Consider the following 19,796-nt stretch of genomic DNA (forward strand, 5'->3'; position numbering starts at 1 on the left):
ATGCAAAGTAAGTGTCTCAAAATCCCGGCGGTGTACACTTCACTACGTTTTTGCGGTATTCAGGCGGCTTAAGCCCTTCCAGTCCATTAGAATCGGGCCTTCTCCATTAGAACCAGTACCCCAAATTAAAGTAGAACTCCCCGCCGACATTTCCGCGCGCGTACGTCACCTCGATCGGCCCCAGGGGGGAATCCAACCCGTAGGTGAGGCGTGCCGAAGCCAGCAACTCCCGATTAACGGAAGTAGGCAACCCTTCGCCCTGCCCCAGGCGTGCGACGTGACCAGCCAGCGTCAGGTAATGGGTGCTCAATTTGAGGCGCCCGTACGCTTGGCCCATTATCAGGCTATTCCCCGATGCCCGCCCAATCTCCAAGCCGGGGAAGGCTTTGAAGTTATTCATCAGGTTAAAATTATTACTTCCCAAGTAGTAACGGAAAGGCAAGCTGGATTTATCCAGGAAGAAACCCACGCTGGCGTCCAGGCCAAAACTGAAGTGGCGGCCGGCCGGGAAGAGAAACTTCGTATCCAGATCAATATTGGCGGACCATTCATTCAACTGGAAGTCCGGATTACTCAGGTTACGCGACGCCCGGGCTTCGGCGTCAATGCTGAAACCGCGCATGGGGTAATTCTTGGCGTCCAGCTTATCGTAGAGCAGGTAGAGGCGAGGCACGAAGTAGAAGTCCCGCATAAGCGGAAAGTCGCGAGATTCGCCCGTGGAAGCAACTTGGTCCGAAAGCGTTCCGTAATACTTGAATTCCGCCGCGATGCCCGTGAAGGAATTGGTCGTTTGCCGCACGTCCCAGTAAGCTTCGGCGGAGATGTCCGAGAATCGGAAGTCCAATTGGTCAAAGACGAGACCCTGCATCGTCATGGGTTCGTCCAGGTCGAAGGCCACGTCCGCGTAACTGGCCCGGCTTCGCAAACCGAAGGCCATTCCGTTGATACGGTTCACCCGGTAATCCGCCCGGTAACGGAAGCGATTGCCCCCGATCAGGTCCACCGTCAGCATGGAGTTGTTGACGATCAAATCGGCGAAGGTGGCGCCAAACAATAAATTGGCTCGGTATACCTGGTCGTAGTGCAAACCCAGGCGCAACTGCTGGCCGAAATTGGGCGATTCTTCCAGATTGATGGCCAGCCGCACCTCATCCTCGGACCCGGGGATCGGTTCAAAATCATAATCGATGTGGACGTACCGCCCCGTCGCGAAGAGGGCCACGACGTACTGGCGGAATTCATCCCACCGCAAGCGTCCGGGCAGTTTCCCGTCGAAGTAACTCAGTACCTGGCGGCGGCTCAAATCCGTATTACCCGCAATTTCCACGACGGGCGCATTCAGGAATTCCGGAACCGTCGCCGTACGGGTGGTCGGCTTTCCCCGTTGCCGCGCGGCCAAGGTCTTGAGGGTATCCAGTTGGGCGCGGGCGGCGACGCGGCCGGCTTCGATGAGCTCATCCACCGCATCAAAACTGAGCTGGCTGAAGTCACCCAACTCCGGCTTGATGTCGATGTCGGTAATCTCGTATTGCTCGACGTTGCGCTTGTTGGCCTGGAAAAAGGCAATCTGTAATAGGAGCTTATCGAGTGAGTTGATATCCTCCGCCCGGTACGGGTCTTGCTCCACGGTGATGCCGATGACGAAGTCCATTCCCTTTTTCTTCACCTCTTCCGCGGGGTAATTGTTACTGACGCCACCGTCCGTCATCACGTGGCCGTTCATCCGGTGGGGACTCAGCACGCCGGGCAGGGCGGCGCTGGCGCGCATAGCGTTGGCGAGTAACCCGTCCTCCAGTACGATGGCCTCGCCGGATTCGATATCCGTCCCAATACACAGAAAAGGCGTGGGCAATTGGCTGAAATCACGAATGCCATGTACGCCGGCCGTCCAGTGGGTAAACAGATCCTTAATCCGCTGCCCGTCCGATAGCGCGGCGGGCAATTGCAGGGCGAAGTTCTTCAGGCTGAGGTTCAGCAGGTAGTGTTCGTTGTAGAGCTTTTCGTAGATCGTCCGGTTTTCCCGGGCGATGGCGTCCTGCAATTCCGCCATGATGTCGGTCTCCCGCAGCATTTGTTCCAGGGTATCCGCGCTGTAGCCGGCGGCGTAAAGTCCACCGACGATGGAGCCCATGCTCGTTCCCCCGATGTAATCTACCCGCACCCCGGCCTCCTCCAGCACCTGGAGGGCACCGATGTGGGCGTAGCCACGGGCTCCGCCACCGGAGAGGACGAGGCCTACTTTCAAGTCCTCCTGCGCCTGCGTGAACGGCAAACAAACACCTAACAAAGTCACAATTAGCCCGTACAGTCTTAGCCTCATATTCCCATCCGTTTACGCATGGTTTCGTAGAGCAGGATACCCGCCGCTACCCCGACGTTGAAACTGTTGAGTTGGCCGGCCTGGGGAATGCGGAAGCGGACGTCCGCCGCCCGGCCCACACCTTCGGAAATGCCTTCGCCTTCGGCACCCATCACAATGCAGAGGGGTTCGGTGAGCTGGAGTTCGTGGAGGTAGGCCTCCGCCTGGAGGTCCGACGCAACCACCTGGATGCCACTGTTTTTCAACAACGCGACGGTGTTGACGAGGCTTTTCTCCCGGCAGACGGGGATACGGAGCAAGGCGCCAGCGCTACTCTTCACGGCGTCCGCCGTCAGGCCCGCGCTGTTCTTTTGGGGGATGATGATCCCGTGGGCGCCACACACTTCCGCCGAGCGGGCAATGGCACCGAGGTTGCGGACGTCCGTTACGCCGTCCAGCAACAGCAGGAGTGGCGTCTCTCCCTGTTCGTAGAGCATCGGGATGAGGTCCTCCGTCTTCTGGTAGGCCGCCGCGGCGAGTTGGGCAATGACGCCCTGGTGGTTGCCCCGCGTCATCCGGCCCAACTTCGCGCTGGGGATGACCGTGAAGGGTACCTCCATCATTTTACACAGCTTCCTTAGTTCCTTTTCGAACTCACCCCGCGTACCCTGCTGCAAGAACACCTTATCCACCGGGGCGCCCGAATTGAGGGCTTCCAGCACGGGGTGGCGGCCGTAAATGATGTCCTCTCTTTCCTTCTTCATTGCCATGGCCGCTCGGTGCTTTAGCCCACGAAGGTAGCTACTCCGGCTTACGCGCGATGGATGCGTACAGGCCAATTAGCACAAACACAACGAGGGCCACGCTCAGCCGCAGCAGGGTTTGCTCCGTCGATACGCCAGCGCTTACGGGAGTGGACGTTTCGTCGGCTAAACCTTCCCCCGTCGGAGCGACGTAGCTGCCGGCGGATACGGGCGCTGCCGCAGGTGCAAAGCGAGGTTGCAAGCGAACGGGACCGGCACCATTCAAATCAACCGTTCGTTTACCCTCCGTAGCTCCATCTTCCCAACGGACAAACCGAAAACCGGGATCGGCAATGGGTTCCACCGTAATGGGTATCCGCGAAAAATAGGATCCTACGTATGTTTCATCGGCCAGCGAAATATTTTCGTTGAGGACTACCGTCCCCCCTTCCCCAACCTTGATAGTTACTTCCCGGTCCGGGCCACCCCCGAATTTATTACGGAAGTGCTCCCGCACGAAGGCCGGTCGCTGCCGGGCAAATTCCCGCAAGCGCTCCACGTGGATGGGCCAGTACTTTTCGTCGATCCCCCACCGCTCGGATTGGCGGGCAATCTCCGGCCCTACGCCGGCCACGTGGCCATCGATGGCGGCCAGGACGGCGTCGGGGCGAAAGTCCGTCTGCAGGTAGTCCAACATTCGGTTGACGAAGGTGGCCCGGTACCCGTCGTTCTCCAGTAAGTTGCGTTGGAGGCGGGTTACCCAGGGCGGGTTGGGCCAGGCGGGGCCATCCGCCGCCGTGAGGAGGTCCAGGGTATTGCGGGTGTAAGCCGTCGGGTCGTGCAGGCCAAAACCCTGGTCGACGTCGTACAGGATCCAGCGGTAGCGAGAGTTGGGGTCGGTCCGGTCCCGCCAGTACCGCAGGTTGCCCCCCGCTTCCTGGTTATCGAAATAGATCTGGGCAATCTGCAAACGTTGGAAGTTATCCACGTCCATCCGCCGCCGGACGGCCTGAAAGGCGTTGGGATCGTTCAGGTTATTGCGCCGGACGAACTTCATCAGCTGGTCGTAATCCCGGCGGCCACCGTGCTTGACGCCGCTATTGCCCTCCAGCAGATCGATATTGTTTTTGTCGGAGACCCCGAAGCGTTCGGCGAGCCAGTGGGGGTTGATCTTTTCTCGCAAGTGATACAGTCCCCAGTAACGGCCGTTCAGGTAAACCCGGCAGGGGCGGCTGGCCTGGATGTCCAGTTCCCAACTCGGGTCCCGCAGCAGGCCGGTCAGTAGGACGTCCCGGAGGTAGGACCGCCCCCAGTCCGACCCACCGTTGCGGACGACGAGGTACTTGAACTGATCCGGCGCACTCTCCCCGAATAGCGGGTAGTTCACGTATTCCTGGCCGTAGGCTTCCCGGCAGGAGAGCGAGAAGGACTTTTGGGGGTGAAGCCGGCTCATGCCTCCGAAGAGCCGAAAGTCCACCTTACCCGAGAAGATGGTGCGGCCGGTGGCCATAATCAGTTTTACGTCGGCGGGGTGACTGTCGTGCGTCCAGAAGTTGGCGCCTTCTTTTTTCCAGTCGGAAGCGTGCACACCTGGCCCCTCCACGAACCAGCCGGTCCGGGGGTTGAAGAGGCGGTCCTCGTCGATCGTCACCTCTAGCGTGATGAGTTCGGTACTTGTTGCTTGTCCTTGCACGACACCCGCGGCAGCGCCCCAGAAAAGGAGGAGCAGAAAACGTATAATTTGGGGTAAAATCGGATGGGTAAACGAAGGCACGAGCCAAAGTTAGGGTAGGCTGTTTACATTTACGCGAAACCTGCGTTACCACCAGCAAAACGACTATTTATGCGCCACGCGCTCGAAAACCACCGGCTAAGTATTGCCATCGAAGAAACCGGCGCCGAGTTGGCCAGCATCGTCAATCTCGAAAATGGCCGCGAGTATATGTGGCAGGGCGACCCCGCGGCTTGGGGCAGCCAGGCCCCCGTACTCTTCCCCATTATCGGGGTGCTGAAAGATGGCGAAACGGAGATCGACGGGAAGATGTACCGCATCCCAAAACACGGAATGGTGCGCCATAACCAGGATCTTGAACTGTTCTACCACGGTGACGACCGTATCACTTTCCGGATGTGCTGGAGCAAGGAAACGCTGAAAACTTACCCCTACGAATTTGATTTTCGCGTCACCTACCGGCTGCGCAACGAGCACGTGATCGTCTACCATGAAGTGATGAACGTAGGCGAAGCACCCATGCACTTTTGCCTCGGCGGCCACCCCGCTTTCAACGTTCCTGCCGTGAAGGGAGAACGCTACGAGGACTACTTCCTCCGCTTCGAGCACGAGGAAACGAGCGATCGTTACGTCGTCACCAAAGAAGGGACAATTGGCGCGGAAACGGTACCCGTTCCCTGGCGCGCCGGTAACATCCTGCCGTTAAGCCACGACCTGTTCGCGAACGACGCCCTCGTCTTTAAGGATTTGAACAGCCACAGTGTCGTCCTAGAAAGCCTGCAGAGCGGCCCCATTCTGAAAGTGGATTACGCCGGCTGGACGCACCTCGGTATCTGGGCAAAACCCAATGGCAATTTCGTCTGCATCGAGCCGTGGATCGGCCTTTCGGACGCGCACGATTCCAACAAGCAATTCGTAGAAAAGGAAGGGATCGTAACGCTGGCTCCGGGGGAGACTTACGAGATGAGTTACGATATTAAGATTTTGGGGCAGGCGATTTAGGATTTAGTCTGTAGTCTATAGTCTGTAGTAAGGGTCCCCTACTACAGACTGTAGACTACAGACTATAGACTACCATACTACTTAATGTATTCAATCGGCTCCGACAGGTAATTATCCGTGTACAGCTCCGAAGCGTCCGGGTAATCGCTATCCTCGGCGAACTGGGCGGCTTCGGCTACTTCCGTTTTCACGGCGTCCTTGATCTCTTTGATCTCCGCCTCGGTGGCGAGGCCGTTTTCGAGGAGGAGCTTCTCGGTTACTTTGATGGGGTCCTTCTCCTGGTAGGCGCGCAGTTCCGTCTTTTCGCGGTACTTGGCGGGATCGGATACGGAGTGGCCTTTGTAGCGGTAGGTCTCAATATTGAGGTAGTACGGGCCCTTACCGGAGCGGATGTGCTCGGCGGCGCGCTGGATGGCTTCGTGCACGGCGGCGGGGTCCATACCGTCCACGCTTTCGCTGGGCATGTCGAAGCTGGCGCCGAGTTTGGTCATGTCGGTCACATTGGAGGTCCGTTCTACGGAGGTGCCCATGGCGTAGCCGTTGTTCTCACAGATGTAGAGGGCGGGGAGCTTCCAGGTCATGGCCATATTCCAGCTTTCCCAGAGGGCACCCTGGCGGCTGGCACCGTCGCCAAACATAACGACGCAGAGGTTGTCCGTACCCTTGTACTGCTCGGCCATGGCGATGCCCGTCCCGATGGGGATCTGGGCACCGACGATGCCGTTACCACCGTAGTAGTTATTCTCTTTGTAGAAGAAGTGCATGGAGCCACCCTTACCACCGACGATGCCGGTTTCCTTACCGTAAAGCTCAGCCATGGCGGCTTTCATGCTTACGCCGCGGCCGATGGCGGTGCCGTGCTGGCGGTAGGCCGTCACGATTCCGTCACCTTTAATGAGGGCGGATTCCATTCCGGCCGCAACGGCTTCCTGGCCGATGTAAACGTGGCAGAAACCACGGATTTTTTGCTGGCCGTAGCTCATCAGGGCGCGCTCTTCAAAACGGCGGATGCGGAGCATGAGGGTGTACCATTCCAGGTACTGTTCCTTGCTGTATTTCAGGCCTTTAGCGGTGCCATTCTTCTTGGCGGCCGGCTTCTTCTTCGTGGCGGTGGGCTTCTTGGTAGCTGTTGACATAATTATTGGTTAGCGAAATTTCGCTGCTTGGCTTAAGGATACGATACTAATATAAGATACACTTGGATAGTGCCCGGTGTTTAGTAACGGGCCCTCCATAACGTGTATTAGGTAACGCGGTATATGCTTTAGAATTGGTGAAAACCTTTCGTGATAAATTCGAGTACTTCCGGTAGGGATTCCCGCCAGTACGTCCAGTTGTGGGCGCCGTCGCGGACCCGGTATTCGTGCGGCACCCCGGCCTTGCGGAGCTCAATGTGTACCCGGCTATTTTCCGTGAACAGGAAGTCATCGTCTCCACAGTCTATGTACCAACGGACGCTGCTCATCTTTTCCTTATCGCCGTTTTTGACCATTTCCACGAAGTTATTCTCGTTATAGTGGCGCAGGATTTCTTCATCACTGTAGGTCTCCCCCTCGCGGGCGTAGCGGGCGGCTACTTCTTCAGTCGTCATACCACCAGCCCAGGCGCTGAGGGGGCAGGCGGAGCCGAAGAGTTCGGGGTGGCGGAGGGCGTAAGTGAAAGTACCACCGCCGCCCATACTGAGGCCGGCGATCGCGCGGAAGCGTTTATCCTTTTTAATGCGGTACTCTCCCTCCACGTGGGGCATCAGTTCCTGGAAGAAATGGTCTTCGTAATTCCAATCTCCGCCGGGGCGGTTGAAGTAGCCGATCTTTTCGGTATCGCCGTCGGGCATGATGATAATCATCGGCGTCGCCTTGCCGGAGGCGATGGCGGCATCAGCGATGCGCTGCACTTCCCCAAATTGTACCCACCCGGTGTGGTTATCGCTGTAGCCGTGGAGGAGGTAGAGGACGGGATAATCCCGCTGGTCCGAGTCATATCCTGGCGGCAGGTAGACTGCGTAGCTACGGGTCATTCCCAAAATATCACTATTCATCGTTTCAGCGGTGCTAATCTGGCTTACGCGTTGGGCGCTGGCGCAGGTACACAGGAAAAGGGCAAGCAGGAACGTGGGTAACGAACGGTAAAAGGTCATATCAGCAATGGTTAGTGGTCCGCCTAAAGTTATGGAGTTCTTACCTTCACCGTATGAGAAAAACTGGCTACTTCCTGCTCATACTCGCTGCCCTCCTGTTGGAAGGTTGCCGGGCGACGGGGTGCGGCTGCCCGATGTACTGATCCAACTATACCTGAACCGGAGTGGTTTGGGTACAACGACACCTCCCCTACCCCGTGGCCCTCGACACCATCACCATTCAGACTACCCAGAACGTCAGTATCGACTACGACCTGGCCAAAGTTGGCGCCCGCATCGGTGCTTTTCTGATCGATCTGGTGATCCTCATCATCCTTTTTTGGCTACTAATTCTCGCGCTGGATGGTCTGGACGTTGACTTCGAAGAGTCCTTTCTGTTCATGATTGGTCCGTTGACCTACATGATCTTTTACTTCTTCCTCTTCGAAACCTTTAACCGTGGCCAAACGCCCGGCAAAAAGTTGATCGGCCTCAAAGTGATCCGCCGCGACGGGCGGGACCCCACCCCGGGCGACTTCCTGGCCCGCGCCATCTTTCTGCTGGTGGACGTTGTTTTCACTTCCGGCATCGCGGCCATTTTGCTCATCGCTAGTGGTAAGAACAAGCAGCGCTTAGGGGATATGAGCGCCGGCACGGTTGTTATTCAAGCTAATACCAACTCTATCTTTTCGTTGGAGGAGATCATGAACATCAAGAACCGGAACGACTACGAACCGGTCTTCCCCGGCGTGCAACGCTTTACGGACGACGACATGATGATCGTCAAACAATCCCTGAACCGGATGCGCAAGTACAATAACCCGGCCCACCGTCAGGCCGTTCGGACGCTCGCCCTCCACCTTGCGGGTTTGCTGGACCTCCCGGCCAACGAACTCAAGTATACCCCGGAAAAATTCCTGGAAACGATACTGCTGGACTACATCGTCATCACCAGGTAGTAGAAAGTGTCTTAGTTAGGTTGTCGTGTAGTGCGACGCACCCGGCCACGCACGCTACGGACTACAGACTATAGACTACAGACTAATAATGCTCTACCTCCTAGCCTTTCTCGGAGCCCTGCTAGCCGGTGCGATCAACACCCTTTCCGGGAACGGGTCGGCCATCACCCTGACGGTGCTCATGGAAGTACTCGGCCTCCCGGCGGACGTAGCCAACGGCACCAACCGGGTCGGCGTACTGGGTAACGGCATCGCGGCGAGCCTGGGCTTTTACCGTGGCGGACGCTTCTCGGTAAGCGAAGGGCGGCGGCGGGACATGAACCTGATCGTCATTATCACCACCCTCGGCGCCATCCTTGGCGTATACCTGAGCTTGATCACCTCCAACGCAGTCTACCGGGATATCTTCCGGAATCTCCTCATCGTTATGCTGGGCATCATCCTGGTGAAGCCCAAACGGTGGCTGGTTGTCCCGGAAGGAGAGACTGCCCTGAGCCTGTGGTTGAGTGTCCCCCTATTTTTCGCCTTGGGCATTTACGGCGGATTTATCCAAATGGGGATGGGCGTCTTCTTCCTGGCGGTGATGGTCCTCATCGCCCGTTATGAGATCATCCAGGCTAACGTCGTCAAGGTGCTCGTCGTAACCATCTACACCCTACTAGCCGTGGGCATCTACGCCTACCGGGGTCTCATCGACTGGGAGATTGGGCTGCTCATGGCCGCTGGCCAAATGATCGGTGGTTACCTGACGGCTACCTACGCGGCCAAACACCCCAAAGCCGGGCTATACACTTACCGCTTGCTGATTGTCGTCATCATTGCGGCCATCGCCAAAGCATTCTGGCCGGCTTGATTGTGGAATAGCTTTCTAAAAAGGATAGCCCAGGCCCAACTGCGGCCGCAGATTCAAATTACGGAAGGAAGTAAAGGGCCGCCAGTAATCCGACTCCGGGAAGCGCTCACCGTCGCGGGGCAGCGGGGTACCGTCTCCCTCGTGGGGGTAGTTGTAGCGCAACGGCATGGCGAGGTCGAGGCGGAAGATAAAGTAGCTCAAATCCACCCGTAAGCCAAAGCCGGCGTCGACGGCAATCTGCCGGTAGAAGGGCTGGACCAGAATATTCGATTCAATCCTTTCCGAGAAGCGGAAGCCAGATCCGGGGCGAGCCGGGTCCTCCCCCAGAATCCACACGTTACCCGCATCCATAAAGAAGGCACCCCGGAAGAAGGAAAACAGCGGGAAGCGGTACTCGGCGTTGAATTCCAACCGAATGTCTCCGGTCTGGTACAAAAAGAGGTTGTTATCCGTATCCAGGCTCAGCGGATCGATGAAGCCACCCGGCCCGAGACCCCGTGGCGCCCAGGCTCGCATACTGTTGGCTCCCCCCACGAAGAACTGTTTTACGTAGGGTATCTCCTCCTGAGAGCCACCAAAGGGTTGCCCGATCTCGAAGGCGAAACGAGTTGCAAAGCTCTTCTGGGGCGTATACGATTTATTATAGCGCAACGAACTCTGCCAACGCAGGTAGCGAGCGAAAACGGCGTCGGACTTCGGCCGCAGAGTAATGTCGTCTTCCCGAAAGGCATTGATGAGGCTGTTCACGGCGGCCACCTCCAAACCCGTGGCCTCGAAATTGCCGGACAGACCAACGGAGCGGCCCCGGCGGTCCGGCCGGCCGGCACGGTTGATCTCCAGGTTCCGGAAGAGGACGGAGAAGAAGTATTGCTCCCCGAAACTCCGTTGCAGGCGCTGGTTCTGGTCCAGCACGGGCGCAAACTCCGGCTCAATCGTTGGTTGGAGGACGTCAATCGTCAGGTGGTTGATCCGGTAGTTCGTGATGGGGGACGCCTTATAGTCGTAGCCAAAGCGGGCATTGAAGATCGTGTAGGAAAACAGCTGACGGATGAGCAGGTATTCGTAGCCCACGCTAAACCGCGTACTGGCCTTCTCCCGCATCCCCCGTAGGGTACCGTCACCAACGATGTTGCCCCGGTAGGGAGCCGGGATCTTGTTCAGTAGGGAATAAAAACCCAAGTCCTTGAACCGCGGCAAGTTTAGGGAAATATCCGCCGCCAAGTCGATGGTGTTGAAGAACGGGTTGTTATCGTTCGGGCTGGGGTTGACCTCGAGGCCGGCCCGGACGCTCGTCGTCAGTAATTCCGCCCCGCCGAGTACGTTGCGGTTCTGAAAGCTGGGCTCCACGGAGATACCGAGGAGGTTACCCGCGCCCGCCGTTCCGTTCCGGTTCGTGTAGTTAAGGTCCAGGTCGGCACCGATCGACATCCGGTCGGCCGGGGAAAGCTGGATGGTGTAGTTCAGTACCGACTCATTCGCGGTATCGATCTGCTGGTTGATTCGGACGAAACTGTAAATACCGAGGCCATTGAGACTGAGGTTGGTCTTGTTCAAATCCGCCCGGCTGTTGAGGGAGCCCGGCTCGATGTAGATGTTCTTCCGCAGCAGTTCGGGCCGCATCCGGAAGGAAGCCTGGTTGGAAAGGAAGCGCACGTTATTGATGACCGTATCCAGCCGGAAGCGGGCTTGGCCGAGAGCCAGCGGGTCGTAATCCGTAAACACCTGGATCTCCCCCACCCGGTATTTGCGGTAGCCCCCTTCCTGCTGGGAGGGCAGGACGTTGAAAAATACATCCGCGTAACCCTGCCGCCGGCTTGTATCCACTTCCAGTTGGTCGATGTAGGCACCACTGAAAAAGGCGTAGCCATTGTTGCGGAGGTACTGGCTGATGCGTGCCTTTTCGACGTCGAAGTTATTCAGGTCCAGGTACTCTCCGGCCACGAAATTGCTCTGAAAGCGGGAGGCCTGCAGCAGACTATCAACCCCGGGGTCCGCACTCGTGAAGACCACCGAGTCGATGAGGTAGCGCTCACCCGCTTCGACGTGGTAGGTGAGGTTCACCTTGCGCTTGCGGCCACGGTCCGCTTCGTGGTAGGCCCGGGCGTTGAGGTAGCCCTTGTAGCGCATGAAGTCCTGCATCGCGGCGGCGGAGCGGCGGCTCAGGGAGTCACTGTATATGGCGGGTTCCTGCCCGATGGTATTGCGCAAGAAACGGTCGATACTCGTCGTGTCCTTCGGCTTGTTGTTATCGAGGTAGAAGTATTCGCGGGGCCAGAGCAGGAAGAAGTTGCCGTTGGGTTGCTGCTTGGCGATGGTGGAGAGCTGGTAGGTCACGTCCGCCCGGTCGGGGACGTTTTTCCGGTCGATCAGCCGGACGCTCTGCTTGGTAAGCAACTCCTGGCTGGGCGGCAAATATTTGGTAGTATTGCAGGAAGCCAGGACGACCATGACCAGGACGGCCGGCGCCCAAACGCGTAAACCCCGCGCCAGCATGCCCATCAGCTCCGGTACCATCAAATTCATAAGTAGTCTTCGGCGTAAGAAGATGCGGCAAAACTACCACAATTTCACCGCCGAGGGCCACCGCATCGTCGCGGAACTCCTGGCGCAGGATGCCTACCCCGTTAAACACATTTACGCCCTCGAAAATTGGGCGGCGGAGCACGGAGCGGGCCTTACCGTTCCGTTAACGGTCGTCACCCCACGGGAGTTGGGCCGCATCACCCAGCTAACAACACCCAACCAGGTGCTCGCGCTTTGTGATATTCCCGCCATTCCAACCGACCTCCCCGGCGGCATCGCGGAGGGTTGGAGCCTCTACCTGGATGGCATCCAGAGCCCCAGTAACCTCGGTGCCCTGCTCCGCATTGCCGATTGGTTTGGCTTCCAACACGTCATCGGCGGGCCCGGCACGGCGGACCTGTACAACAGCAAGACCATCCAGGCCAGCATGGGCTCGTTCCTACGGGTAAGCTACCGTACGGGAGAATTATCCGAAATCACAACGGCATTCCCCGAACTTGTCACCTTCGGAGCGGACCTTGACGGAGAAGACATCTTTTCGGTAAATGCTCCTACCCGAGGCGTGCTGGTCATTGGTTCCGAAGGGCCGGGCATTCGGGAGGAGGCGCGGTCGCAGGTGCAACGTTGGGTAACCATCCCCCGCGCGGCGGAAAGGCAGGCTGAAAGTTTGAACGCCGCCGTCGCCGCCGGGATACTGGCCGGACAGTTGGTGAACGGAGTTCGGTAGGTTGGTCTTCCAGTATCCGGGTACGAATTTAATTTTACCGGTACCCATTGTTGCTTGCCCACCTCCCCTGGCACCCGCGCCCGCGCCCACCTTGAGACGTTAGATTTTAGACTTTGGATTTTAGACGGTCAACCAAAACGCATGATAAAACCTTCATACGTCCATGACGATTGATCAAATCTATACCGGTTGCCTCGCGCAGGGCGCCTACTACATTGAATCGGATGGAGAAGCCGCCATCATCGACCCGCTGCGGAGCCCGGAACCCTACCTGAAACGGGCCGAGGATGCGGGCGCCAAGATCAAGTACATCTTCGAAACCCACTTCCACGCGGACTTCGTGAGTGGCCACCTGGACCTGGCCGCTGCCTCCGGTGCAACGATCGTTTACGGCCCCGGCGCGAAGACGGATTACGAGAAGTACACGGCCCACGACATGGAGGATTTCAAGTTGGGGAAAGTGACGATTCGCGCCCTCCACACCCCCGGCCATACCCTGGAAAGCACCTGTTACCTGCTGCTCGACGAGGAAGGCCAACCGAAAGCCCTCTTCTCGGGGGATACCCTCTTTATCGGCGACGTTGGCCGGCCGGACCTCGCCCAAAAGTCCGGCGCCCTCACGATGGAGGACCTGGCGAGCCTGCTGTACGATTCCCTCCGCCGCCGCGTGATGGTGCTGCCCGACGAGGTCATCATCTACCCCGCCCACGGGGCCGGCTCCGCCTGCGGCAAGAAGATGAGCCGGGAGACCCAGGATACCCTCGGCAACCAAAAGGCTACGAATTACGCGCTGCGGGAAGACATGACGCGGGAAGAATTCGTACAGGAAGTTACTGATGGCCTCCTCCCCCCGCCGGCCTACTTCGGCGAGAACGTCCGTATGAATAAGGAAGGCTACGAGAGTTTTGACAGCGTGATGAAGAGTAGTCTACGGGCCCTCGCCCCCTTTGAGTTCGAACGGGTCGCCAACGAAAAACGGCCCTTGTTGCTAGACGTACGGGACAAGGCTGAATTCGTGCGCGGGTTCATTCCCAATAGCGTGTTCATTGGCCTCGATGGCTCCTTCGCGCCTTGGGTAGGAGAAATGATCACGGACCTAAAACAGCCTATCCTACTCATCACCGACGAAGGGCGGGAGGCTGAAGCCGCCGAACGCCTCAGCCGGGTGGGCTACGACAACGCCATCGGCTACCTGAAGGGCGGGATCGCCGCCTGGAAAGCCTACGGTGGCGAACTCGACCGGATTGAGACCATCGACGCCGCAACGTTTGGCGAACACCTCCGCGCCGGTCGGGTGGAGCGGGTTGTGGACGTTCGCAAAGCCGCGGAATTTGAAGCGGGTTCCCTCAGCCAGGCCACGAACCTGCCCCTCAACGAACTGGGCCGTCGCCAGCACGAGATCGATACCGACAAGCACGTCTACCTGCACTGCGGGAGTGGTTACCGATCGACAATCGCCACCAGTCTGCTGAAGTCGCGGGGCGTCCACAACGTGGTGAACGTACAGGATAAGGTGAAATTGATCCTGCACGAAGAGGCCCCGGCGGCGGGTTGATCTGGTTTAATTCTGGACCTTTAGCCACCTGCGTTACGAGACGCTGCCGACTGACCCGCAGCCGCTTTGTATTGCTCCTCCCTTAAGCTAACCACCTTTGAAGACCCATGCTCGGCCCTGGTTCCCCCACCCTCCCGGTACCGGGCGGGCCACCTACGTGGCGGATGCTGTGGCGGGGCTGACGGTCGGCATTTTGCTCATTCCCCAGGCGATGGCTTATGCGCTTCTCGCGGGGGTACCGCCGGTCTACGGTCTGTACGCCGCCCTGCTACCGTTACTGGGCTACGTGCTTTTCGCTAGTTCTCCCCACATTTCAATTGGGCCGACGGCCCTGGCTTCCCTCCTTTGCCTGAACGGAATTTCCGGGTTGGCGGAACCGGGCACGCCGGAGTTTACGGAATACGCCATTCTGCTGGGTGGACTGACGGGGGCGCTGCAACTGGCCTTTGGTTTGTTGCGGATGGGCGGTATCGGAAGTTTGCTGAGCCGGCCGGTACTGTCCGGGTTCGTTTCCGCCGCAGCCGTACTGATCCTCTTTTCCCAGCTGGACGGGCTGCTGGGGATCGATACCGAGCGGACGAGTTACTTCCACCAAACCGTACTGGCTCTGTTTGCTGGGCTGCAGGATCTGCACTGGCCATCGGCCATCCTGGGTGTCGTCTCCCTTTTACTCTTATGGTTAGGGGGGAAATGGCTGCCGAAGCGGTTTCCGACCATGTTAATACTGATCGTGCTGTGCACGCTGTTGGTAGCCCTTTTCGGCCAGGGTTGGGGGGTCGACGTTGTGGGTGAGATACCCGCAGGGTTACCGGCTCTGACCTTGCCGGCTTTTAGTACGGAGGCAGTGTTGGCCTTGCTGCCGGTGGCGGCGGTGATTGCCCTGCTCAGTTTCATTGAGACCTTATCCATTGGCAAGGCCTTTGCGCCTAAGTACGATTACTACCGCATTTTGCCCGATCGCGAATTGATTGCCCTGGGCGTGGGTAAGTTGATGGGAATGTTCTTTCAGGCCATTCCTACCTCGGCGAGCTTTAGCCGCTCCGCCGTAGCGGAAGAGGCCGGGGCACGAACGGGGTTTAGTTCGGTAGTGGCGGTAATTCTACTTATTCTTACCCTCCTGTTTTTCACGCCCCTCTTCTATTATCTGCCGATCCCGGCACTGGCTGCCCTCATCATTTATTCGGTACGGAATCTTCTGGATTTTGCCGAGGTTAAACGGCTTTGGCAACTCGCCCCAAAGGAATTCGCGACTTTGGCCATTACCTTTTTCTTCACGCTGTTTGCCGGCCTGCAGTACGGGGTTGCCGGAGGGGTCTTACTTTCTCTTTTCTTCGTCTTTGCCCGGGCGGCGCGGCCTCATCTGGCGGAACTGGGGCGTCTGCCCAATACGAATGCTTTCCGCAACCGGTTACGGTTCGCCGAGGCGGAGGTGGACCCCGCGGTGCTCATCATTCGTTTCGATGCCGAACTATACTTCGGAAACGCGGAATACTTCACCGGTGAGATTGAACGCTTGCTGGAGGTGAAGGGCGAGTTGTTGCAATCCGTCATTATCGACGGCCACACCATCAATGACGTGGACACGAGTGGCATTTTTGCGCTCAACCAATTACTGAAGCTCCTCAGCCAAAGGGGCGTCGAGTTTTACATCTGCGGCATCATTGGTCCGGTGCGGGATATGTTTTACAAGTCCGGCATTATGGAACAGATGGGTAGTGACCACATCTTTCTTTCGATTCAGGATGCACTGACCTTTATTAACGACCGGCCGGAGGACCGGGGGTGGGACCGGCCGGCGGTGCAGCACCGGTAGTAAAAGCAGCTTTAGCAGTGCAGCGTGTACGAATACAGGCCGGTTGGTCTGAATTGACGCCTACAAGAAAGATTGTCAGAACAACGACCATCATTCGAGTGCTTATGAACCGTCTGAGTTGATAACGCTTGTAGTCACCAAACCCACCCATTTAGACACCACGAACTATACCCTTTAACCTGGCTTCGCGCACCAAACCCAATTCCGCGGCGGGCCGCATTTCCTATATCTTATGCTAAAGCTCACTCGCAGCTACCAACTCCTCCTGCTCGCCATCTTCGTGCTGGGCTTCACCTCTTGTGATGATGACGAAGACCGGCCCAACAATCCCGTCATCGGCACCATCGCCGATATCGTTGAAAGTAATGGCGACTTTACCAGCCTCGCTATCGCTTTGGAGCGCACTGGCCTGGACGCCACCCTCGACGTTGCGAACGCCAACGTTACTGTTTTTGCGCCTAATGATGCCGCCTTCACCGCTGCCGGAGTAGACGCTTCCAGCGTGGATGTCGACGCACTCCGCAATATCCTTTTGTATCACGTCATCAGTGGTGACGTGCAGGCCGCAGAGTTTGCGGATGGAGAATTCACCGTTAACTCCCTCAATACTACTGGTGCCGGTGGCAGTGCACTGCCCATCTTCGCTAATAATGCCGGTGGTTCCATCACCGTAGGTGGAGCCGCTGACAATAGCGCTACCGTCGTAACGGCGGACGTGCAGGCCGTGAATGGTACCATCCACATCATCGACGACGTCCTGATGCCCCCCAGCATCGTGGACCGAGCCGTACGAGATGGCCGTTTCAATACGCTGGTGGCTGCCGTCACGCGCGCCGGACTGGCGGGTGTCCTTAGTGGCGCCGGTACGTTTACCGTCTTTGCACCAACGGACGATGCCTTTGCTGATGCCGGCATCGACCTGGACGACCTCAGCGATGAGGACTTGGGGAATATTCTAAAGTACCACGTGCTGGGTGCTACCGTTCCTTCTTCGGCCATTGCGGCGGGGGCTTCCTTCCCGTCTTCCATCAATACGACGGGCCCTGACGGCGCGGCACTGAGCTTACTCGTAAATAATACCACCGATGGGATTACCATCAATGGTAATTCTAATGTAGTCGTTGCCGACGTGAGTGGTAACAACGGGGTAGTCCACGCTATTGATCAGGTATTAATGCCACAGAGTATTGTAGACTTCGTCGTCAATGCGCCCGGTTTGGATTCTTTAGCGGGTGCAGTAGTTGCTGCCGGCCTGGTGGAAACGCTGAGCTCCGACGGCCCCTTCACCGTATTTGCGCCTACCAATGATGCTTTTGCAGCCATCGATTCAACCGTAGCTACCCTTAGCGTACAGCAGCTTTCGAGCGTTCTGACTTACCACGTGGTGGGAGGTGCGAACGTCCGTTCCGACGCGCTGCCAGCAATGGCTACAACCGTGCAGGGTGAGGACTTGAATTTCAGTGGCGCTACGATCACGACAAGCTCCGGCCAGGAAGTAGCCATCAGTGCTACGGACATCCAGGGAACCAACGGTGTTGTGCACCTGGTGCCTACGGTACTATTACCCACTAATCTCTAGTGGTCAATTGACGTCCATCACTACAAGTAGTGGAAGGGGAGTTCGGCAGCTGCTGGGCTCCCCTTTTACTTGGTTTGTGGCCACCTACTGGGTGCCGCAATCCTGCTCAGTAACGGACCCAATAAAAAATCTTACCTTTTTTTCTTCGGCACCGAACACCGTTAAAAAAGGCTGGGTTATAAGGGCACAGTGAAAGTTCTGACCTTAACGACGCCCCTTCCCGAGTAGGAACGGGCGTCTTTTTTTTGCCCCGGTGTAAACATTACCGTTCGCCCATTTCATCCCGGGTCAACCAAGCTTCCTTACCGTCCGTTTTAGTGGCATGCTGCGTAAGCTACTCATCCTTCCCATTCGTTTTTACCAGGTTGCCCTCTCTCCCCTGCTGGGGCAGAACAAGTGCCGGTACCAACCTACTTGCTCTCATTACGCCATTGAGGCGATCAATGAATGGGGGCCAATCAAAGGGTCCTGGCTGGCCGCCAAGCGGATTGGAAGCTGCCACCCGTGGGGTGGCCACGGCTTTGATCCCGTCCCGAAAAAGCCCGGTGGCGACAATACAGCCGGTGGGGAGGACGTATCTTAGTTGCCCCGTTCGCCGACCTTTGGGAGGCGAACCACATTTCATTTTTTGGCAGCATGCCCTTCAGAACCACTCGTAATTCCTTTTCATGAAACGTGCTCTTCAACTTTCCCTGCTCTTCGTATCCTTACTCTGCACCTGCGCCAGCGCCCAGGCCCAGGGGATTGAATTCTTCCACGGAGAGTGGAGCGAAGCCCTGGCCAAAGCCAAAGCTGAGGATAAATTGATCTTCGTGGACGCCTACGCGGAGTGGTGCGGCCCCTGTAAACGGATGGCCGCCAACGTGTTCCCGCTGGAGGACGTCGGTAGCTTTTTCAACGAGAACTTCATCAACGTGAAGATGGACATGGAGAAGGCTGAGAGCAAGGAGTTCCGCCGCAACCACAGCGTCCGCGCCTACCCTACCCTGCTCTTCATCAACGCCAAGAATGAGGTCGTTCACAAATCTGTAGGCGGCAAGCAGGCCCAGTCGTTGATCGAAGAAGGGGGCAACGCGCTCAACAAAATGGACGACGTGGAGGACCTCGCCGAGCAGTGGGAAAGTGGCGACCAGAATCCAAAACTCGCCCTGCGCTACATCCGCGCCATGGTTCGCCAGGGCCAGAACCACGCCAAAGTGGCCAACGATTACCTCCGCGCACAAAAAGACCTGACGACACCGGAAAACCTGGACATCCTCCTCGTCGCCGCAACGAACGCCGACAGCCGCATCTTCGATCTGCTCGTAAAGAACCAGGCCGCCGTTGTCGCCCGCTCCGGGCAGAAAGCCTTTGACGCCCAGATCAAAAAAGCCGTCATGGCCACCAAGGACAAGGGATTGGAGTACAAGGACGCGAAGCTCATCAAAACCGCCGTCGATAAATACGCCAGCGTGGATGGTGATGCCGCCAAGGCCCTGGCCTTACAGGCAGACTTCGAATTGGCCGCGCAGGGCCAGGACGCGAAAGCCTTCACCAAGGCCACCAAGAAGTACCTGACTAAAGGAGCCACGGGTGACGCCGCTCAACTGGCCAATATCTACGCCGTAGCGACTACCTCATCCTTCATCAAGGACGAAAAGGTGATGGACCTGGCCGTCGCGGCCCAGGTAGCCTCCGCGGAGCTGGATGCCGAAGGCGCCTACCGCAAGTACTACCGCCTGGCCGAATTCCTGCTGAAGAATGACAAGAAGGAAGAGGCTTACACCTATGCGCAGCTGGCGATGAACAGCCTCGACCACTTGAAGGCCGGCAAGAAGAAGCAGACCGAACGCGCCATTAACGCCCTGCTGGGCCGTATAGAATCCGCTCGGTAAGCACCGGCTTTAAGCGCAATC

15 protein-coding genes are annotated in these 19,796 nt (G+C 57.7%); 9 read left to right on the top strand and 6 right to left on the bottom strand.

What is annotated here, in order from left to right:
• Positions 1 to 106: 106 nt before the first annotated feature.
• The 3 genes from A3850_RS04535 to A3850_RS04545 are packed head-to-tail and all read right to left on the bottom strand — an operon-like array spanning position 107 to position 4,816.
• A complete protein-coding gene (locus A3850_RS04535; RefSeq protein ID WP_082921619.1) occupies positions 107 to 2,320 on the bottom strand; it encodes a patatin-like phospholipase family protein in 2,214 nt (737 codons plus the stop codon).
• Entirely contained in the window at positions 2,317 to 3,069 is a 753-nt protein-coding gene (rlmB, locus tag A3850_RS04540) for a 23S rRNA (guanosine(2251)-2'-O)-methyltransferase RlmB (RefSeq protein ID WP_231915278.1), read from the bottom strand. Before rlmB ends, A3850_RS04535 begins: the two co-directional genes overlap by 4 nt.
• Positions 3,070 to 3,100: 31 nt before the next feature.
• Positions 3,101 to 4,816, bottom strand: coding sequence for a CotH kinase family protein (locus A3850_RS04545; protein WP_068214641.1), 1,716 nt, complete (start codon positions 4,814 to 4,816; stop codon positions 3,101 to 3,103).
• 69 nt (positions 4,817 to 4,885) lie between these two features.
• Here A3850_RS04545 and A3850_RS04550 point away from each other — a divergent pair, with 69 nt between their 5' ends.
• The gene (locus tag A3850_RS04550) at positions 4,886 to 5,776 is read left to right on the top strand and encodes an aldose 1-epimerase family protein (RefSeq protein WP_068214642.1); all 891 of its coding nucleotides are present in this window, start codon (positions 4,886 to 4,888) and stop codon (positions 5,774 to 5,776) included.
• Positions 5,777 to 5,853: 77 nt separating this feature from the next.
• Here A3850_RS04550 and pdhA read toward each other — a convergent pair whose 3' ends face one another.
• Complete coding sequence (gene pdhA, locus A3850_RS04555) at positions 5,854 to 6,912, bottom strand: pyruvate dehydrogenase (acetyl-transferring) E1 component subunit alpha (RefSeq protein ID WP_068214644.1); 1,059 nt, start codon at positions 6,910 to 6,912, stop codon at positions 5,854 to 5,856.
• Positions 6,913 to 7,040: 128 nt separating this feature from the next.
• Positions 7,041 to 7,913 (bottom strand): esterase family protein, encoded by an 873-nt coding sequence (locus A3850_RS04560; protein WP_197493985.1) that lies wholly within the window; start codon positions 7,911 to 7,913, stop codon positions 7,041 to 7,043.
• A gap of 197 nt (positions 7,914 to 8,110) precedes the next feature.
• Here A3850_RS04560 and A3850_RS04565 point away from each other — a divergent pair, with 197 nt between their 5' ends.
• Complete coding sequence (locus A3850_RS04565) at positions 8,111 to 8,851, top strand: RDD family protein (RefSeq protein ID WP_068214646.1); 741 nt, start codon at positions 8,111 to 8,113, stop codon at positions 8,849 to 8,851.
• Positions 8,852 to 8,939: 88 nt separating this feature from the next.
• Positions 8,940 to 9,704: a sulfite exporter TauE/SafE family protein gene (locus A3850_RS04570; RefSeq protein WP_068214648.1), complete on the top strand. Its 765-nt coding sequence runs from the start codon at positions 8,940 to 8,942 to the stop codon at positions 9,702 to 9,704.
• A gap of 15 nt (positions 9,705 to 9,719) precedes the next feature.
• Here the strand turns inward: A3850_RS04570 and A3850_RS04575 are convergent, their stop codons facing one another.
• Positions 9,720 to 12,218 carry a BamA/TamA family outer membrane protein gene (locus tag A3850_RS04575; RefSeq protein WP_197493986.1) on the bottom strand — a complete coding sequence of 833 codons (2,499 nt, stop codon included), beginning with the start codon at positions 12,216 to 12,218 and terminating at the stop codon, positions 9,720 to 9,722.
• Between A3850_RS04575 and A3850_RS04580 the strand changes: the two genes are divergently transcribed.
• The 6 genes from A3850_RS04580 to A3850_RS04605 all read left to right on the top strand — a co-directional run bounded on the left by A3850_RS04580 (position 12,196) and on the right by A3850_RS04605 (position 19,775).
• The gene (locus tag A3850_RS04580) at positions 12,196 to 12,954 is read left to right on the top strand and encodes an RNA methyltransferase (RefSeq protein ID WP_068214651.1); all 759 of its coding nucleotides are present in this window, start codon (positions 12,196 to 12,198) and stop codon (positions 12,952 to 12,954) included. The two genes, A3850_RS04575 and A3850_RS04580, sit on opposite strands and share 23 nt — an antisense overlap.
• Positions 12,955 to 13,117: 163 nt before the next feature.
• Positions 13,118 to 14,509 carry a rhodanese-like domain-containing protein gene (locus A3850_RS04585; RefSeq protein ID WP_068214654.1) on the top strand — a complete coding sequence of 464 codons (1,392 nt, stop codon included), beginning with the start codon at positions 13,118 to 13,120 and terminating at the stop codon, positions 14,507 to 14,509.
• A 97-nt stretch (positions 14,510 to 14,606) separates the two neighbouring features.
• The gene (locus A3850_RS04590; RefSeq protein WP_068214656.1) at positions 14,607 to 16,322 is read left to right on the top strand and encodes a SulP family inorganic anion transporter; all 1,716 of its coding nucleotides are present in this window, start codon (positions 14,607 to 14,609) and stop codon (positions 16,320 to 16,322) included.
• Between the two features lie 232 nt (positions 16,323 to 16,554).
• On the top strand, positions 16,555 to 17,901 hold the full coding sequence (locus A3850_RS04595; protein WP_068214658.1) for a fasciclin domain-containing protein: 1,347 nt from the start codon (positions 16,555 to 16,557) through the stop codon (positions 17,899 to 17,901).
• Positions 17,902 to 18,223: 322 nt separating this feature from the next.
• On the top strand, positions 18,224 to 18,484 hold the full coding sequence (gene yidD / locus A3850_RS04600) for a membrane protein insertion efficiency factor YidD (protein WP_068214660.1): 261 nt from the start codon (positions 18,224 to 18,226) through the stop codon (positions 18,482 to 18,484).
• Between the two features lie 85 nt (positions 18,485 to 18,569).
• A complete protein-coding gene (locus tag A3850_RS04605; protein WP_068214662.1) occupies positions 18,570 to 19,775 on the top strand; it encodes a thioredoxin domain-containing protein in 1,206 nt (401 codons plus the stop codon).
• Positions 19,776 to 19,796: the final 21 nt, after the last annotated feature.

The sequence above is a fragment of the Lewinella sp. 4G2 genome, assembly GCF_001625015.1.
Taxonomy (GTDB): Bacteria; Bacteroidota; Bacteroidia; order Chitinophagales; family Saprospiraceae; genus Neolewinella.

Bases quoted from the DNA above. Each gene is read 5' to 3' on its own strand.
- A3850_RS04535 (WP_082921619.1), bottom strand. From the start codon at position 2,320: ATGAGGCTAAGACTGTACGGGCTAATTGTGACTTTGTTAGGTGTTTGT.
- rlmB (WP_231915278.1), bottom strand. From the start codon at position 3,069: ATGGCAATGAAGAAGGAAAGAGAGGACATCATTTACGGCCGCCACCCC.
- A3850_RS04550 (WP_068214642.1), top strand. From the start codon at position 4,886: ATGCGCCACGCGCTCGAAAACCACCGGCTAAGTATTGCCATCGAAGAA.
- pdhA (WP_068214644.1), bottom strand. From the start codon at position 6,912: ATGTCAACAGCTACCAAGAAGCCCACCGCCACGAAGAAGAAGCCGGCC.
- A3850_RS04560 (WP_197493985.1), bottom strand. From the start codon at position 7,913: ATGACCTTTTACCGTTCGTTACCCACGTTCCTGCTTGCCCTTTTCCTG.
- A3850_RS04570 (WP_068214648.1), top strand. From the start codon at position 8,940: ATGCTCTACCTCCTAGCCTTTCTCGGAGCCCTGCTAGCCGGTGCGATC.
- A3850_RS04580 (WP_068214651.1), top strand. From the start codon at position 12,196: ATGCCCATCAGCTCCGGTACCATCAAATTCATAAGTAGTCTTCGGCGT.
- A3850_RS04575 (WP_197493986.1), bottom strand. From the start codon at position 12,218: ATGGTACCGGAGCTGATGGGCATGCTGGCGCGGGGTTTACGCGTTTGG.
- A3850_RS04585 (WP_068214654.1), top strand. From the start codon at position 13,118: ATGACGATTGATCAAATCTATACCGGTTGCCTCGCGCAGGGCGCCTAC.
- A3850_RS04595 (WP_068214658.1), top strand. From the start codon at position 16,555: ATGCTAAAGCTCACTCGCAGCTACCAACTCCTCCTGCTCGCCATCTTC.
- yidD (WP_068214660.1), top strand. From the start codon at position 18,224: ATGCTGCGTAAGCTACTCATCCTTCCCATTCGTTTTTACCAGGTTGCC.
- A3850_RS04605 (WP_068214662.1), top strand. From the start codon at position 18,570: ATGAAACGTGCTCTTCAACTTTCCCTGCTCTTCGTATCCTTACTCTGC.